This window comes from Blastochloris tepida, assembly GCF_003966715.1.
GTDB lineage: Bacteria > Pseudomonadota > Alphaproteobacteria > Rhizobiales > Xanthobacteraceae > Blastochloris > Blastochloris tepida.
Genome location: NZ_AP018907.1, coordinates 1,411,270 through 1,427,371, shown reverse-complemented (window position 1 = coordinate 1,427,371; position 16,102 = coordinate 1,411,270). Strand labels below are relative to the sequence as shown.

The window sequence follows — 16,102 nt, the reverse complement described above, 5'->3', positions numbered from 1 at the left end:
GGGAGCAAGGTCGGTGCAAGTCCGACACCCGCTACCAAACACCAGGGCCGCCGGGAAACTGGCGGCCCTCTCCTTTTGGGCGGTGCGTTGCCGCGCATGACGGCAAGCGTGATGGTCCGACCATGCTCACGCTCAACAAGCTCAAGATCATCAACGACGCGCTCATCTCGACCGGCAACAACGGTGTCCAGGTCGAATATGACGGGTCGGACGAATGGGTGGCGGCCGACGTCGCGTTCGAGGGGGCGCTCGCTTGGACGCTTGAGCGTCACCCCTGGAAATTCGCCAAGGCCACGTCTGTCATGGCGCGCCTCCCCTCATCTCCGGACCCGCGCTGGGATTACGCTCACGCGCGGCCGGCCGACTGCCTGCATATCGAGGCGATCCTGAGCGGCACCGCGCTTGTCACGGACTACGCCATCTTCGGTGACGCGATTTGCGCCAACTTCGCCGAACCGCTGACGGCGGTCTACATCCGCAACCCCGGCGACGATAAGTGGCCGGCGGGCTTCGTTGAAGCCCTCAGCGTCTCCATCGAATCGAGGCTGTACCGGGCGCTGAACGAAGACCCGGACGAGGCTCGGCGCCGCGCGCGGGACGCGGAGGAAATTCTGGCTGCGGTCAGAACGCGCTCAGACCAGGAGGAGCCGCGCCGCGCCATGTTCGTCTCGAACCTTCTGCGTCATCGGCGCGGGCACGGCCGGCGAGCGTGATCCATGACCATCCAGAAGGAAGTCACCGTCCAAACGAATTTCGCGGCCGGGCAGATCGACATCTGGGCGTTGAGGAACGACGCGCTCAAAATCAGGGCGTCCGGCCTGCGCTCAGCCCTGAACGCTCGATCTACAGCAGCGGGTGCCATTGAAACGCGCCCTGGACGCGAGATGCTGTTCGCCGGCGAGTTGCGAGTCGATGACATCCGCGTTCCGTCCGGCGCGGTTTTCCGGCTCGCGTTCTCGGACGGAAAGCTCACGATCAGGAATGCTGACGGTCTCCTCGTCCAGACGTTTTCCTCGATGCCGTGGGCCGGCGCGACGGCCTCCGATGTGCGAGAGATCGAGTGGGCGCGCATCGGCTACCAGATCGTGATCGTCTACAGGGGGAACCGCCCGAAGCTGGTGACCTTCAACAACGACGGAAGCTCGTGGAGCTGTGAGGATTTCGCCTTCGACACGAGGCGTAACGGCGCCCTTCAGCAACCGTATTACCGGCACGCTGCCCGCGGCGTCACGATGACCCCGAGCGCCTATTCCGGGGCTGGAATCACGGTAACGTTCTCGTCCTCTGGCGTCCTCACAGCGGCGCACGTCGGCGCGCGTCTGCGCTACCTGGATAGTGAGTTGGTGGTCACGGCTGTTGCTCCCGGCGGCGGCTCGGCCACCGCGAACATCACTGAGTTGCTGGCCAGGACGTACAACGTGACGGTGGCCAGCGGCGCCGGCTACGCGATTGGCGATACCGTCGAAGGGCTCACGTCAAGCGTGAGGGGGCAGGTTGCGGCGGTTTCTGGCAATGTCGTGACGGTCGTCGCTGAGGATTGGACCGGGTTCACGGTCGGCGAAAAGCTCGCCGGGCCGAATGCCAGCTCGGCGATTTCAGCGGTCGCGACCGCGGCGTCGCCGGCAGCTACGACCGAGTGGGACGAGGAAATGATGGGGGCCGTCCACGGCTGGCCGGCCAGCGTATCTGTGGACGGAGGTCGCCTGATCTTTTGCCGCTTTCGGGATGTCCCGAACGCCATTGCCTGGAGCGCGCTTCAGCAGCCGAAGGATTTCTATGTCGGCGCCGAAAGCACGGACGCGATCCTGGAGACGATGCCCGGCGAGGCGCGCGTCATCCACGTCCTTGGCGGTATGGACCAGTTCGTGCTCACCGACACGTCCTGCTATTACATCCCCGTGAGCGCGGACAACCCGATCCGCCCAGGGTCCATTGAGTTTCGGCTGATCGACGTCATTGGATCGTCCCTGGTCCAGCCGCAATCGACTGCGGAGGGCGTCGTCTTCGTGGACGCCAATTCGACGCGCGTCTACGGTCTGATCGCGACCGGCGTCACGGCGCGCCCGTACATGCTCGCCGACCTGAGCGAGCACCACACCCTCATCATCAAGACGCCCGTCGCGCTATCGGTCACGTCCGGTCGTGACCAGCATCCTGAGCGCTACATCTACGTCGTCAACGCCGATGGCACGATGGCTGTCGGCAGGTACATCCGCGGCGAGGATTTCGTCGGGTGGTTTCCGTGGTCCGGCTCCGGCCGGGCGGTGTGGGTATCCGCGCGCGTGGCGGGCGCGACGGTCGTCGCCAGCTACGACATTGCCGGCGCGACAAGGTACGCCTGCGAGACCGTCAGCAGCGACTCCTACTTGGACGGCGAAATGCCGGCGTTTGAGGCTGCCCCCGCATTGGACGCGCAGCGGCCGGTTGGATTTGGTCCGCTGTGGTTTTACGCCGGAGCAGCGGTCGTCGTCAGGCGAGGAGCGCTCGACCTCGGGGAGCGCGATGTTGATGCGACCGGGAACCTCGTCGTCCTTCCCCAGGACGAGTTCAGCGGCGATGAGGTTGCCGGCCGGCGCTTCACGATGGATGTCGAGCCCTTCATTCACCGTTCCGGCGAGGGGCAGAGCGTGAAGCAGCGGATGCGACGCCACAAGCTCGCGCGCGTCCAATGGACCATCCGCGGCAACCAGAACGTCGAGCTTGATGGGCAGATTTTCCCGGCCCATCGTGACAGCGATGACCATACCGTGGAGGCCCCGACGTCCATTCGGTCGCTGCGGCGCCGGATGATCGGGCGAGACTTCGACCCCAGGACATCACTGCGCCAGCCGCTGGCCGGCCGCGTCGCCATCCTTGAGTTCACCGCCGAAATTACTGTGTGAGGCCGATATGGGCATCGAAACCGCAGCCATGATGACGATCGGCGCCACCGCTGCGAAATCGGCCAATTCGTTCATCAATGCCGCCGGCACCAGTCAGGCAGCGAAGCTGAATGCCATCAACCAGGACATGGTCTCCCAGATCGAGGCGGGAAAGCTGGAGCGCGCAGCCAAGGTCGCGGAGCTGAAGGGCTCCCAGACTTCGGTCCAGTTCCGCGAGGAGTTGAACAAGACGCTGGCCGGGATTCGTCTCGTTCGGGCCACGGCCGGGGCCGACCCGGATAGCCCGACCGGCATCGCGCTTCTCGACAAGGCGACGGAGGACTCGACCCGCCAGCGCATGATTGCCGAGCAGAACTTTCGGCGCGAGGCGGCGGAGGATCGGGCTGACGCGAAGCTCAGACGGTATTACGGCCAGCTCGGCTACCAGACTGCGCGCTCAACATCCAGGCTCGCCATGCTCGGAGCGACACTCGGCTCTGTCGGCAACTTCCTGAGCCTTGGCAGCTCAGGGTATGGAGGCGGCGGGAGCGGCCTTGGAGACGCGACAAAGCTTGGGACGCTATATTGACCCACCGCCTTTTTCCCGCAGCGCATCGGCGCGCTGCCGGATGATCTCGGCGGCTCGGTCAGCCGCGCTCCGCCAGTCCCGCACAGCGTTGAGCGCCAGCGCGGCGGTGTAGACCGCGGCGGCTCCGATCCGGGCCCGGTATCGCCACATCAGGGCAATGGCCCCGGCGACGATAGCAAGGTCGACAGCGGCGGCCACGACCGGCTCCCAGTCGAACCCGGCCGGCTCCAATGGGCGACCCATAGGTTCGGTCACAAGCGTTCTGGTGTATGCCAGATCGTCAGCCTCAGAGATGAAAGGCATCCCGGCCCCTTTCGGTGGTGCGTTGCCGCCCGCGGCATCTGCTCACATCGTCGGCTGCATGGTCAAGCTTCCCGAAATCCCGCAGCGCGACGTCCTCTCCACACAAGCCCCCATGCGGGGCGTGCCGGACGTCGTCGCCCCATTCAAGATGCTGTCCCTCAACCTCGACCAGCTCGGCGAGGGCCTGATGGACGCGGCCGTTGGCTATGCCGAGACGGCCGGCGCAAGGGCGGTCCAGATCGGCGAGGACGGCACGCCGCGCGCCGATGGCGCCCCGCCCTTCACCGGCCCGGCCGGCGTCGCCTACAACCGGGCGGCCAAGATGGGCCTCCTTGCCGCCCTGGACGGCAAGGCGCGGGCCGATCTGGCCCAGATGCGGCAGGAACACATAGACGACCCGGCCGGCTTTCAGGCGGCGGCGAAGGCCTACAGCGACAAGCTCCTTGAGAGCCAGGACCCCGTCTTCAGGGCGCCCGCGCAGCAGATCCTCGGCGGGCTCGTGACCGGGCACTTCACCGGCCTGATGAACGAGAAGTTCACGCGGGACACCCACCTCAGCAAGCAGCGCCTGGACGCGCAGCGCGCCCTCCTGGAGGATCAGGCGGAGAGTCTGGCGGCGACCGGCGGCGCCGGCTCCCCGGAATACCAGAAGACGCTCGCCGACCTCGAACAGGTCAACAGGGACTTGGTCGCCAACCCGTTGTTCGGCGAAACGGACGAGGCTGTCGCGGCCCGCAATGCCCAGCTCTCCGGCCGGCTCGGCGGCGCGACGGTCGTTGCGCAGACGCGGAGCGTCCTCAAAGAGAAGGGCTGGGCCGAGGCCGAGAAAATCCCCGAGCAGCTTCTGACGGACCAGTCGCTCGGCTTGGATGCGAAGGAGCGCCATCGCTTCTACACGCTGGCCCGCGGCGTACTGAATGAGCACAAGGCGGAAGCCTTGGTCGAGCGCCAGGGCATCCGCGACGAGTTCGATGCCGTGAAGGGTCTGTTCCTCAAGGACGGCGAGGACATCTCGGATGATCGGCTGCGAGACCTCACCACCCGGGCGATGAAGAACGGCGACGCCAGGACGCACACCGCCCTGATTGCGCTGGCGCCCGTCGTCCAGTCGATGCGCGATTACCGCAACCTGCCGCTCGCCGAGCGCGCCGAGATGACGCGTCGCCTGATCGGCACCCTCACCGGCACGTCGGGCGACATCCCGGCCGGCGGCGCCGCCGCGCGCATCGCCGCGGTCACGGCGGCCGGCGGCGGGAACGCACCCTTCGCGCTCGCTGTGGCCGAGCGGGAGAGCGGCTTCAAGCCGAACGAAGGCGGCACCGGCACGATTCGCGGGGCCTTTCAGTTCACCAGGGAGCTGCGGACCAAGTACGGCATCACCGAGGCGTCCAGCCTGGACGATCAGACGCGAGCCTGGAACCGCTACGCCGCAGACATCGGCCAAGACCTCGCCGGCCGCATCGGCCGCCAGCCGTCGCTCCCCGAGGTCTATCTGGCCCACCACTTCGGTCCGGCCGGCGCCGCGAGCATGATCGGCCTGGACGCCGCCGGCCAGGGCGGAACGCCGGTCGAGGCGTGGGTGCGCGCGACGTTCGGCAACCTCGCCGACAAGGTGCTCTCCGGCAACCCGCACGTCCGCAACGCCGGCACGGTCGGCAACCTCGTCCAGTCGGTGAAGGCCGATATGGAGCGGCGCATCGCCAAATTCGGCGGCGACCCGGCCGGCGGCCTGTCCGGCCCGGCTCCGACCGGCGACGCTGCGCCGGCGATTGCCGGCGGCGATATGGCGTCCAAGCTCCTCCTGGAGGCGCAACGCGCCAACCTCAAGGGCGCCATCAAGGCCAGCCTGCCGGACATCATCGCCACCATGACGAAGGGCGGCGGCGGCATGACGCAGTCCGACGTCGCGACCTATGCCAACGTGCTCGGCGCGGTCGGCACTGAGGACGAGAAGCGACGGTTCCTGGACGCTGCGTCCAAGTATCAGGTCGAGATCGATATGAGTCCGGCGGCGCCCGGCCCGGATGGTCAGGGCCAGGTCTTTTCGGGAGAGGCCGGCCGGCAGCGCTACATCGACGCGCTGAAGGAGCAATTCAAGAACGGCGGCGGCGAGCTGCTGGCGACAATGGTCGAGCACGCCCAGACGCACGCTCGCCAGATGAATGAACAGCTCAAGACCGACATCATCGGCTTCGGCCAGTCGATGTTCTGGTTGGGCGATGACCGGGCGCTGGCGGAGCGCGCCACGCGGCCTCTCGACTTTTCGAGCGTGAGCACCCTGCGGGGCCAGCTCGCCGACCGGGCGGCGTTCGCCGCGAAGGTTGCGCAGAGCCAGGGCGTCCCGGTTCGCTCGCCCCTATTTCGGCCCGGCGAGGGCGATATGCTGCTGTCGGCGATGCGCTCGGGCAACCCCGGCGCCGTCACCGCCACCATGTCGGCGCTGGCGGGTTTGGACGATCAGTCGTTCTGGGCGACGGTCGGGTCCAAGGAGTTCAAGGAAGCCGCGGCCAGCTTCGTCAATCAACGCAGCGGTCCTCTGTTCCTCGCCGGCATGTCGGCGCTCGACCAGATGTTTCAGCGCAACCCTGACACCTTCCGGCAGGTGTTCGCCGAGGATGTCGAGAAGAAGCTGGCGTCGTGGCGCTCCGGGCTGGTCTATGAGACGCCGGAGAACCTTCAGAAGCGGGTCCAAGAGCAGCCGATCCTCAGCCAAGCCGCGATGAAAGACCGGGACGAGGCGGCTGAGGCGGCCATCAAGGCGACGTTCGGAAAATCCAACCTGACGCAGCAGATCGCCGACCAAGCCCTTCGCGCGGTGGACGACCGCGGCATTCTGACGGGCGGGTCGTTCCTCCTCCCGGCGCTTCGGAGCGCCCCTGATGCTCCGACCACCTACGGCGGCCAGAATTTCCAGCTTGAGGCCGAATACCGCGACCTGTTCAAGGAGCAGTTCGGCGTCCTCGGTGACGCATCGGCCGCCAAGAAGGCGGCGGACCAGCTCATCGGCCGGGCCTGGGGCGTTTCGTCCGCGACCGGCGGGCGCGTCATCATGAAGTTCCCGCCTGAGAAATACTTCCCGGCGGTGGATGGAAAGACGGATTGGATCGCAGAACAGCTCCGCCGCGACCTCGGCGAGCGCGGCGTGCCGGAGCCGCCCGCCGGCACGCCCGAGCATGAGGCGTGGCTGGCCGAGGAGGAGAAGGCCCGCGCCAAGCGTCGAGAGGTGGCAGACCACATCCGCGCCAAGAACCGCCTCACCCTTGACCCCGCGCAGGAGCGCGTTGTTCCTCGCGACGAGCCGAATGTCAGCGTCGCGTCGCTCATCCCCGCCCCCGGTATGGACGCGCGTGTCGGAGAGTGGCAGCGCGCCCTTGCCGCCACCGGCAACAACTACCGGGAGGCGCTGAAGCTCGCCCGGCCGCCGTCCTACTTGGTCGTCAGGAAGGACGCCTCCGGCCGACCAGAGCTTGTCACCGACGCCAACGGCGCGCCGATGCGCTGGTCGCCGGACATCTCCGCCGCGCTCGATATGGCCGACGCCAGCATCGCCAAGGAGCGCGACTTCAAGCGTCGCTTCGATGCGACGACCACCAGTCTCGATGCGGCCGGGAGGCCGCTTCCAATCTTGAGGCCGTGATGCCGTTCACACCCGACAGCGAGGATGCTGCATACACCCGGACCCTCATGTCCTATCCGATGGGCGAGCGCCCCCAGGAGCCGGCCAGCCCTTCGGCCGGGGAGGTGCTTGGCGCCGCGTTCCGTGAGGCATCCCCGGTTGGAGCCGGCCTCGCGTGGCTAGCGAGCATCCAGCGGCCGGCGGCGGAGCCTGACTATCGTGTGGAGGATGACCCCAGCGTCTCCGGAACGCGAATTCTGCTGGGCCACACCGATGAGTTCGCCGGCTCGCGCTCCCGCACCGAGACGCAGCAGATCAAGTCGCGGATCGAGGCGGAGGAGCGCGACAAGCGGACGCTCGCCGCCGCCGGCATTCCGGGCGTCATCGCGGGCCTTGGCATGGGCCTTGTCGATCCGACGCTCATCCTGCCCGGAGGCGCTATCTACCGCTCGGTGAAGATGCGCGAGGCGCTGATGCGCTCGGCGGCCAGCGGCGCTGCGGCCGGGGCCGTCCAAAGTGTCGCCAACGAGGCGCTGATGCAGGCGTTTCAGGTGACGCGGACGCCGGAGGACGCGCTGCTGAACGTCTCTGCCGGCACGATCCTCGGCGGCGTCCTCGGGGCCGGGGCGTCCGCACTGCTGTCGCGCGTGGAGCGGGACGCCATCGCGTCCAAGCTGGAGGCTGACCTCGCCCCGATGCGCGGCGAGGCGGCTGGCGACCATTTTGGTGGCGTCAACAAAATGGTGGAGCCTGGAGCCTCGGCCGCCACCGGGCTCGCGCAGCCTGCCGGCGCGGCGGCGACGGAAGCCCGCGACCTCGTCACGACGCCGACCGTCCTGAGCAAAATCCCCGGCGCCGGATCGGCGGTCGAAGACACCGCGCGCGCGGTCGGCGGGAAGCTCGGCCCCGTCCAAAGGCTGGTGACATCCGATCTGGCCGAGTCGCGCCGCCTGCTGGCCGACCTCGCCGAGGTCCCCTACGAGTTCACCCAGAATTGGGAGGGGCGCCCGACGTCGAACGGCGTGCCGGTGTCGGCCGAGGTCGATCTGGCCCGCAAGCAGATCACGGTCGCTGCCATGGACGCGCTCGATGCAGCGTGGAAGGAGTACCGCGGCGGCGATGTGGGCATCCTGGCGCGCGAGCGCGCGGCTCTCGGCCGTATGATGGGCTCCGGCGATGAGCGGATGACCTTCCGCGAGTTCGCGGAGGCCGTCTCTGACGCCGGCCGCAACGGCGACCAGCACGAAATCCCCCAGGTCGCCAAGGCCGCGGTCGACGTGCGGCGCCTCGTCTTTGAGCCCTGGAAGAAGCGCGCGGCGGCGGCCGGCATCTTCAAGGACGAGGACATCAACGTCGAGACCGCGCTCTCCTATTGGCCGCGCGTGTGGAACAGGGAGGCCATCGAGGCCAACGGGCCGCGTCTGGTGGAGATCATCACCGATTGGCTTGGTGGCGAGCACGCGCGCCAGCGGGACATTCAGGGCCGAATCATCGGCCTGGACGGGCAGCGCCAGCAGACCGAGGCGGCGACCAAGAAGCTGCGCGGCCGGCTCGCCACGCTGGAAAAGCGCGAACAGGAGATGTTCGGCCGCGTCCAAGAGATGCTTGTGCGCGAGCGGCAGGAGGGGCGCCGGAGCAACCTCCTTGACGAGCGCGCGGCCTCGCTCGCCGAGATGGATAGCGAGCTTTCGGAGTTCATCACCGCCATGAAGGCGGAGGTGGCTCCCGGATCGCCGCAGCGGGAATTGCTCGATCAGCTTGAGGCCGACTACAAGGCGCTCTCCAAGGAGGCCAAGGCCGAACAGGTCACGGAATCCAAGCTGGAGAAGGCGGAGAAGGCGGAGCTTGACGCCTTCGTTTCCGGCGCCTCGATGAAGATGGCCGCGGAAATCCTGGCCGGGAAGCGCCGGCCGTTCCGCGAGAAGAAGTTCCTCGCCTACATCGCCCGCGAGGGCGGCGTCTACGACCCCGGCGAGGACGTCCTGAGCATCCTCGGCGGGCGCAACAAGGCGCCGGGCCTCATCAACTCGAAGGGGCGCGGCCTCGACGAATGGGGCGAAAAGCTCGGGCTCGAAGTCTTGCAGGTCGGCCGGCCGCTGGAGCCGAACGAGGTCTTGGACCTGATCGACGCCGCCGCCCGCGGACAGGACCCGGAGGAGTGGGTGGCGCTCCAGCGCTCGGGCCGCAACCGGGTGGCCGCCGAGGCGCAGGACGCCGCAGACATCATCGGCGAGGCCATGTCGCATGAGGGTTTCCAGCCGGAGAGCGTGAAGGACGTCGCCCTGTTCCTCCGCGGCGACACGTCCAGACCCGAACTGGCGTCCACTCTGGACGACCTGGACCGCGAGCTGGCGCGGATGGAGGAGGCCGGCGCGGCGACCTCGGCCGCGGCCCGCTTGGACTTCCTCGGCGACGACCTCGTCTTCACGCGGGAACAGATCGCCCGGACCCGAGAGCTGATCCGCCACGCCCGCAAGGAGCGCGAGCGCGCCGCCGGCCGGGCGAAGCTGACGGCGGTCCAACGCCGGGAGCTTGCCGTCTCTGAGCGCGCGACCGCCGGCCGCTGGAAGGCGCTGCAAGATCGGCACGAGAGCATGACGCAGATGCGCGAACTGCTCGAAGACGCCGTGCGGCTCAATCAGCAGCAGGAGGAGCGCGTCTGGAAGGAGATTGAGAAGCACCTGACGGAATGGCGCGGCACCTCGGCGGCGGAGGCAATCTCCGCCATCAAGGCCCGCGACAAGGCTGCGGCCGCCCGTGGCCGAGCGCCAGACGCCCCTCGCCTTCGCAGCGCGGACAGCACCATCATGACGGCCGTCAAGCGCATCATGGGCGCCGAGAAGGACATGTCGCGCGAGGAGCTGCGCTCGCTCGCCGAGGAGATCAAGGACCACATCGTCGGCGGGCCGGAGGGGCGCCTGTCCTACGACCACGCCTCGACGTTCGCCGAACAGGTCAAGAGCCGGGCCGGCATGGTCGCCGCTGAGCCGCGCATCGGCCTCGCGCGGCGCGCCTTCGCCATCCCTGACGAGCTGGTGAAGGACTTCCTGGAGAATGACGCCGAGCTGATCGTCAAGAACTTCCTGGCTGGTGTCGTCCCCGACGTCGTGCTGACCGAGCGCTTCGGCGACATGATGCTGACCGACCGGATCAAGTCGCTCAGGGACGAGGCCAACGCGGCCCAACGCAACGCGAAGGATGAGGCCGGACGCAAGGCCATCGCCAAGCGAGCCCAGGCGGACGAGGGCGACATCGTCGCGCTCCGCGACCGCATCCGCAACACGGCCGGCTGGACCGACAAGGGGTGGGTCCGCAGCGCGGCGCGCGTGGTCGCCGCGGTGAAGAATTACAACGTCCTGACCAGCCTCGGCGGCGCCGGCCTGTCGTCCGTCGCGGACATGGCCGGCCCGGTCTTCCGCTGGGGCGTCGGCAAGGTTCTCGGCGACGCCCTTTGGCCGTGGCTGGGTTCTGTCGGCCGGTCGGCGGCGATCAAGGAGCAGCGCCGGCAGTTCCGGGCCATGGGCATCTGCGTCGAGTCCATGCTCGCGTCCAGGTCCGGCGCCTTGGACGAGGTATCGGCGGTCTACCGGCCGCAGAGCCGCGTCGAGCGGGCGCTTCAGGCCGGCGCCGAGAAGATGCAGCTCGCGAACCTGCAAGCCTATTGGACCGACTTCGCAAAGCAGATGGCCGCCAGCGTCTCCAGCTCGGAAATCCTGCGGGCCTGCCGGGCCGTGGCGGAGGGCAAGGCGACCGCCCGCCAGATCGCCGACCTCAATGCGTCCAACATCGACACGCAGTTCATGGCGAAGCGCATCTGGGACCAGTGGTCCGGCCCGGGCGGCGGAACCATCGAGGACGGCGTCATCCTACCCAACACCGAGAAGTGGGCCGACCCCGCCGCGCGGCTGCACTTCGAGGCGGCCGTCAAGCGGGAGGTGGACATCGCCGTCGTCACGCCGGGCATGGAAAAGCCGCTCTGGATGACCGACCCCGTCCTCGGCGTGTTCGGGCAGTTCAAGGCGTTCACCGCGGCGGCAACCGAGCGCATCCTGGTCGCAAACCTCCAGCGCGCGGACGCCGCCACACTGTCCGGACTCGTCGCGTCGGTGACGCTCGGCATGCTGTCGGCCGCGCTCTATGCCGGCACGTCGGGAAGACCGCTGCCGGAGCGCCCGCAGGACTGGATCAAGGAGGGCATCCAGCGCGGCGGCCTCCTCGGGTGGCTCGATGAGGCGAACACCTTCGCGTCGAAGATGTCGCGCGGCAGCATGGACGTCTATCGGCTGATCGGCGCCGACCGTCCAACCTCGCGCCTCGCGTCTCTGAGCGCCATGGAACAGCTCATGGGGCCGTCCTACACCGCCGCCGGCCATGCCGTCGCCCTGGGTGGCGGCCTCACCAGCGAGATGGGCCGCAAGCTCGGCCTGTCCGATGGCGAGGGCATGACGGCCGGCGACCTCGCCCGGGGCCGCAAGCTCGTCCCGCTGCAAAACCTCTGGTTCGCCCGGCGCGGGTTCAACGCTGTGGAGGAAGGCGTCAGCGGCGCGCTCGGGCTGCAATGATCGCCCGGTGCGTTGCGGCGCGACCTTGTCGAGGGGACCAATACCCTCGACACCACGGGGGCTGCGATGGCCGTTCTGCGCTATGAGTTCATGAAGTCGGGCGGCGCCAAGATGCGCTTTGGTGGCGACACGGCGCTGACGGCCGGCGTCTTTGGAGCCGGGACGGTTCCGACCTCGGCGAGCCAACTCGCCGAGGGCTCGCGAATCCAGGTTCCGGTCCCGACCGATGGCGGCTCCGATGACACCATCGGCGCCCTCAAGGCGCTCGGCGGGCCGCTCTATGTGAAATGGGCGCCCTCCGCCGCCGACGCCGCGTTCGCTGGGGCCGGAGCCACCGACCAGGACAAGGCGCGCTCTGACCCCACGAACACGAAGCACCTTTCGGCCGGCGAGTTCTGGCCGATTGCCGTTCCGCCTGGGTGGTGGATCAACGTCGTGGACGCCCCGTCGAGCGACGCCTGATGCTCAACGCGCTGTCCAAGCTCAATTGCCTGTCGCGCCTGTCCGTCCAAAGCGGACGGGCGCGCTGGTATCGCCCCGACGATGTGTTGCGCATCCTGCCCGGCACCAACCGCGCCATGGTGCGGCTCGCCTCCGGTGCCGTCGTCGAAGGCACGATCGAGACGCTGATCGCGCTCGGGTATCTCACCTATGCCCGCACCGGCTCGGGGTGGGCCATCGACAAGGCTGGCGTGTGGCGCGAGTTCACCAGCAACGCACCGCGCATCACCGATGCCGGCATGACGATCGAGCCGGCGGCGACGAACCTCGTAACCAACAGCTCGGCTCAAGGGGCCGTTCTTGGCGTCCTGGGAGCCGGCGGCGCCCTGCCAACGGGATGGTTCACCTCCGGTGGCACCGGCCTCACCAAGGAGGTGGTCGGGATCGGTGTCGAGGACGGCATCCCCTATATCGACGTCCGCTTCTGGGGCACCAATGCCGACAATTACGCCACCGTCGTGCCGTCGAACCTGTCGGGTATGGTCACCGGGACGTCCTATGCGTCCTCGATCTTCGTCACCTTGGTGGGGGGCTCCACGTCGTCCCTCACGAGCCGGACGCTGAAGACGCGATACAACCTCTCATCCGGCTCGACGGACATAAACCAGAACCTCACCTTCGCACCTGGGCGGCTGGTGGACAACCGCCAGTCTGGTGTCGCGGTGACCGCGGGCACTCTCACCGGTACGGGCCAGCTCATCCTCGTCTTCAACAACGCCCCTGGCGCCACCATCGACCTCACGATCCGTGTCGGCTGCCCGCAGGTTGAAGCAGGTCTTGTCGCTTCTTCGCCAATCATGACTGCCGGAAGCGCCGCCGCCCGCGCCGCTGATGACTTCCGGTGTCCGACCTCGTGGCTTCTTTTCCCCGAGAATGGGACCCTGGTAGTCGAGCATGTGCCCGGCTTGTCGCTCGACACCACCTACCCTTCGGACGCCTATCTTTTCGGTATCGACTCTCTAGGCACTACCCGGCTGGAGCTACGCCAGCGGGCCACTACAGCTAAAGGGCCGCGAGCTGTCGCAGCCAACGGCGACGGTAATTACTCGGTCCTCAGCCCGGCTACCGGAGTGGACGCGGGTGTCGCATGCCGCGTTGTGGCCACCTACCACCGCAGCAACACAAGCGACAACCGGCTACACGTCAACGGCGCCGCTGCTCTGGTCCATAACAGGACAGCCACCCCTGACCTCCAGGCGGTGATCGGGCTGGGGCAGCGGGAGGATGGCGGCTTTGTGATGACGGGGGTCGTGCGCGAGTGGGGCATTCGGTCCGCCGTGCTCACGAGCGCAGACGGGACCACGGAGAGCGCGAGGTATGCAGCATGAGCGAGTTCGACACCCTGCTACGGTTCGACAGCATGGATGCTCTGCTGCTGGAACATCCATGCCAAGATGAGCCGCGACCGCCGGCTTGGCGCGTCGGGGGCCGCACAGTGCTGGCGCCGGTCTCGATCACCCCGCCGGTGGTCGCCGTGGACGAGGAGACCGGGGCGCCGACCTACGCCTATGACGCCGCCGAGGCGATCCTCCCCGGCGTCTACGCCGTGGCCACCACCACCGGCATCGACGAGGAGCTGTGGGAGAGCCCCGCCGCCATCGCCATGCGCGATCGCGACACCGGCGCGGTGATCCGCCAGCGCACCACCAACGCCGTCGATCTGCCGATGTGCATCAGCCCGGTGTGGGCCGGTATGCCGGCCGAGTTCGTGCTGCCGGCGGCACCTTGAGCGGTGCGTTGCGGGACGCCGCCCTGAGGGCACCCTGCGATCATGACAGCACCGCCGATCCCGACTATCCCCGACGCCCCGCGCGAGTCGAATTACAACGTTGCAGCGGCGAATTATGTCGATGTCGGGTTCGCGCTCTTTGGCGCCGATGACATCGAGGTCTGGGTTAACGGCGCCATTGTGCCGAGCGGTTGGACGCTCGGGACCACGACCGGCGCCGACATCACGTTCCCGACCGAGGCCGGAAGAGTGTTCTTCGATGACCCTGTGACCGGCACCGTGTCTGTCGTCGGCGCGCGCCGGCCGCGCGGTCAGGTCGCTTTCTCGGAGGGCACATCGACAGCCCGTGCGCGGCAGTTCGCCTACGCCCTTCACGAGGCAACTCTGCGTGAGTTCTACGACCTCCTGGGCCGCTTTGTGCGCGCGGCCCCCGGCGTCGAGGGGCAGGTGCTCCCGGCGGCAGAGGAAGGGCTGCTTCTTGGTTGGCACTCTGGGAAGCTCGTCAACCTGAATGTCGCGGGCCGGGGAGCGCTCGCCATCTCGCCGTTCTGCGAAGCGCTGGTCGTATCGCTCAACGCTCCAGATTTTCGGTCTGTTATCGACGCGCTCTCGTCCACAGAAATCGCCGATGCCCTGGCTCTGAAGTCCAATAACGGCCACATCCACACTGCCGCCGACATCACCGATTTCGCCACGGCGGCGCGCGCCTACGGCGTGCCGATCGGCACGACGATCGAGACGGTCGGCTCGGCGGCGCCCTCCGGCTTTCTCAAGAAGAACGGCGCCCTCGTCAGCCGCGTCACCTATGCCGCGCTGTGGACCTTCGCGCAGGCGTCGAGCCGGGTGGTCAGCGATGCGGCCTGGCTGGCCGGCGATTACGGAGCGTTCTCGTCCGGCGACGGCGCCACCACGTTCCGCCTTCCGGACGATCGAGGCCTGTTCGGCCGCGGCTGGGATGACGGCCGTGGCATCGACGCAGGCCGGGCGCTCCTGAGCTATCAGGAAGATGATTTCAAATCTCACACGCACGGCGGCGTCCCCAACCAGACCTCCTTGGGCGTGAACGTGGACGGCAACGGCTACAACGTGCGCCGGACCGCGGACATCACCACCAGCGCCACCGGCGGCTCGGAAACGCGGCCGAAGAACGTCGCCCTCCTGCGCTGCATCAAATATTGAGGCCACGCCGATGCGTATCTGGCACATCGATCCCAACACGCTGGAGCTGCTCGGCACCGGCGTGGCCGATCCCGACCCCGAATGCCCGGGCCAGTACCTGATCCCGGCATTCGCCGTTGCGAGCGAGCCGCCGCCGCCCGAGCCCGGCCACGCCCGCCGTTGGGCTCTCGGCTCCTGGGTTCATGTGCCCGATCATCGTGGCGAGACGTGGTGGCGGTCACGCGGCGAGCCCGTTGTCATCGGGCACCTCGGCGACCCGGCGGAGGCTGGCCTGACGCCGAACGAGCCGCCTGCCCCGCCGCCGACGCTCGAAGATCGCCGGTCGGCGCTCATTGCTGCCGTCAACGCCAAGGCCGACAGCTTGCTCGCGCTCGGCGCTCCGGTCGCGTTTGGCGACAGGACGCTTCACGTCAGGCTGGATGATGGATCGCGCTCCGATCTATCGGCCATGGGGGCAACCGCAATCGCTGTTGCGGCTGGAGTGGCCTCTTGGCCTGAGAGCTACGCGCTTGGCTGGATCACCATCGAAAACGTCCGGGTGCCGATGCCGACCTTGACCGATGGGCTCGCGCTCGCGGCCTCGGCCGGAGACTGGTACGCGCGGATCGTCCAGCGCCGGAGGAGCTTGAAGGACGAGCTCGCTGCGGCGCCGGATGAGGTCGCCCTGTCTGAAATCGATATTGATGAGGGGTGGCCCGCCGAGCAGGCCACACCCTGACCAGTGCGCTGCCGGCGCCAGTCCCTTCGCCTACGGTCCCGCTG

General features: G+C 68.0%; 11 protein-coding genes. 10 read left to right on the top strand and 1 reads right to left on the bottom strand.

Annotation, left to right across the window (positions count from 1 at the left end; translation table 11 throughout):
• The first annotated feature begins 122 nt into the window (after nucleotides 1–122).
• Genes BLTE_RS06565 through BLTE_RS06555 form a run of 3 tightly spaced genes read left to right on the top strand, consistent with a single transcriptional unit; the run spans nucleotide 123 to nucleotide 3,450 of the window.
• Nucleotides 123–713 (top strand): phage connector family protein, encoded by a 591-nt coding sequence (locus BLTE_RS06565; protein ID WP_126398665.1) that lies wholly within the window; start codon nucleotides 123–125, stop codon nucleotides 711–713.
• A gap of 3 nt (nucleotides 714–716) precedes the next feature.
• Nucleotides 717–2,882: a phage tail protein gene (locus tag BLTE_RS06560; protein WP_126398663.1), complete on the top strand. Its 2,166-nt coding sequence runs from the start codon at nucleotides 717–719 to the stop codon at nucleotides 2,880–2,882.
• 7 nt (nucleotides 2,883–2,889) lie between these two features.
• Entirely contained in the window at nucleotides 2,890–3,450 is a 561-nt protein-coding gene (locus tag BLTE_RS06555; protein WP_126398661.1) for a hypothetical protein, read from the top strand.
• Here BLTE_RS06555 and BLTE_RS06550 read toward each other — a convergent pair.
• Nucleotides 3,442–3,648 carry a hypothetical protein gene (locus BLTE_RS06550; RefSeq protein WP_126398659.1) on the bottom strand — a complete coding sequence of 69 codons (207 nt, stop codon included), beginning with the start codon at nucleotides 3,646–3,648 and terminating at the stop codon, nucleotides 3,442–3,444. The genes BLTE_RS06555 and BLTE_RS06550 overlap by 9 nt on opposite strands.
• 94 nt (nucleotides 3,649–3,742) lie before the next feature.
• Between BLTE_RS06550 and BLTE_RS06545 the strand changes: the two genes are divergently transcribed.
• The 7 genes from BLTE_RS06545 (at nucleotide 3,743) to BLTE_RS06515 (ending at nucleotide 16,058) form a co-directional block, all read left to right on the top strand.
• Nucleotides 3,743–7,390, top strand: a complete 3,648-nt coding sequence (locus BLTE_RS06545) for a hypothetical protein (RefSeq protein ID WP_126398657.1) — start codon at nucleotides 3,743–3,745, stop codon at nucleotides 7,388–7,390.
• Nucleotides 7,390–11,931 (top strand): coiled-coil domain-containing protein, encoded by a 4,542-nt coding sequence (locus tag BLTE_RS06540; RefSeq protein WP_126398655.1) that lies wholly within the window; start codon nucleotides 7,390–7,392, stop codon nucleotides 11,929–11,931. The genes BLTE_RS06545 and BLTE_RS06540 overlap by 1 nt, the downstream gene beginning before the upstream one ends.
• A gap of 66 nt (nucleotides 11,932–11,997) precedes the next feature.
• Complete coding sequence (locus BLTE_RS06535) at nucleotides 11,998–12,393, top strand: hypothetical protein (RefSeq protein ID WP_126398653.1); 396 nt, start codon at nucleotides 11,998–12,000, stop codon at nucleotides 12,391–12,393.
• The gene (locus BLTE_RS06530) at nucleotides 12,393–13,760 is read left to right on the top strand and encodes a phage head spike fiber domain-containing protein (protein WP_126398651.1); all 1,368 of its coding nucleotides are present in this window, start codon (nucleotides 12,393–12,395) and stop codon (nucleotides 13,758–13,760) included. Before BLTE_RS06535 ends, BLTE_RS06530 begins: the two co-directional genes overlap by 1 nt.
• Nucleotides 13,757–14,161, top strand: coding sequence for a hypothetical protein (locus BLTE_RS06525; protein ID WP_126398649.1), 405 nt, complete (start codon nucleotides 13,757–13,759; stop codon nucleotides 14,159–14,161). The genes BLTE_RS06530 and BLTE_RS06525 overlap by 4 nt, the downstream gene beginning before the upstream one ends.
• 42 nt (nucleotides 14,162–14,203) lie before the next feature.
• Nucleotides 14,204–15,340, top strand: a complete 1,137-nt coding sequence (locus tag BLTE_RS18450; protein ID WP_126398647.1) for a phage tail protein — start codon at nucleotides 14,204–14,206, stop codon at nucleotides 15,338–15,340.
• A 10-nt stretch (nucleotides 15,341–15,350) separates the two neighbouring features.
• The gene (locus tag BLTE_RS06515; protein WP_126398645.1) at nucleotides 15,351–16,058 is read left to right on the top strand and encodes a DUF4376 domain-containing protein; all 708 of its coding nucleotides are present in this window, start codon (nucleotides 15,351–15,353) and stop codon (nucleotides 16,056–16,058) included.
• Nucleotides 16,059–16,102: the final 44 nt, after the last annotated feature.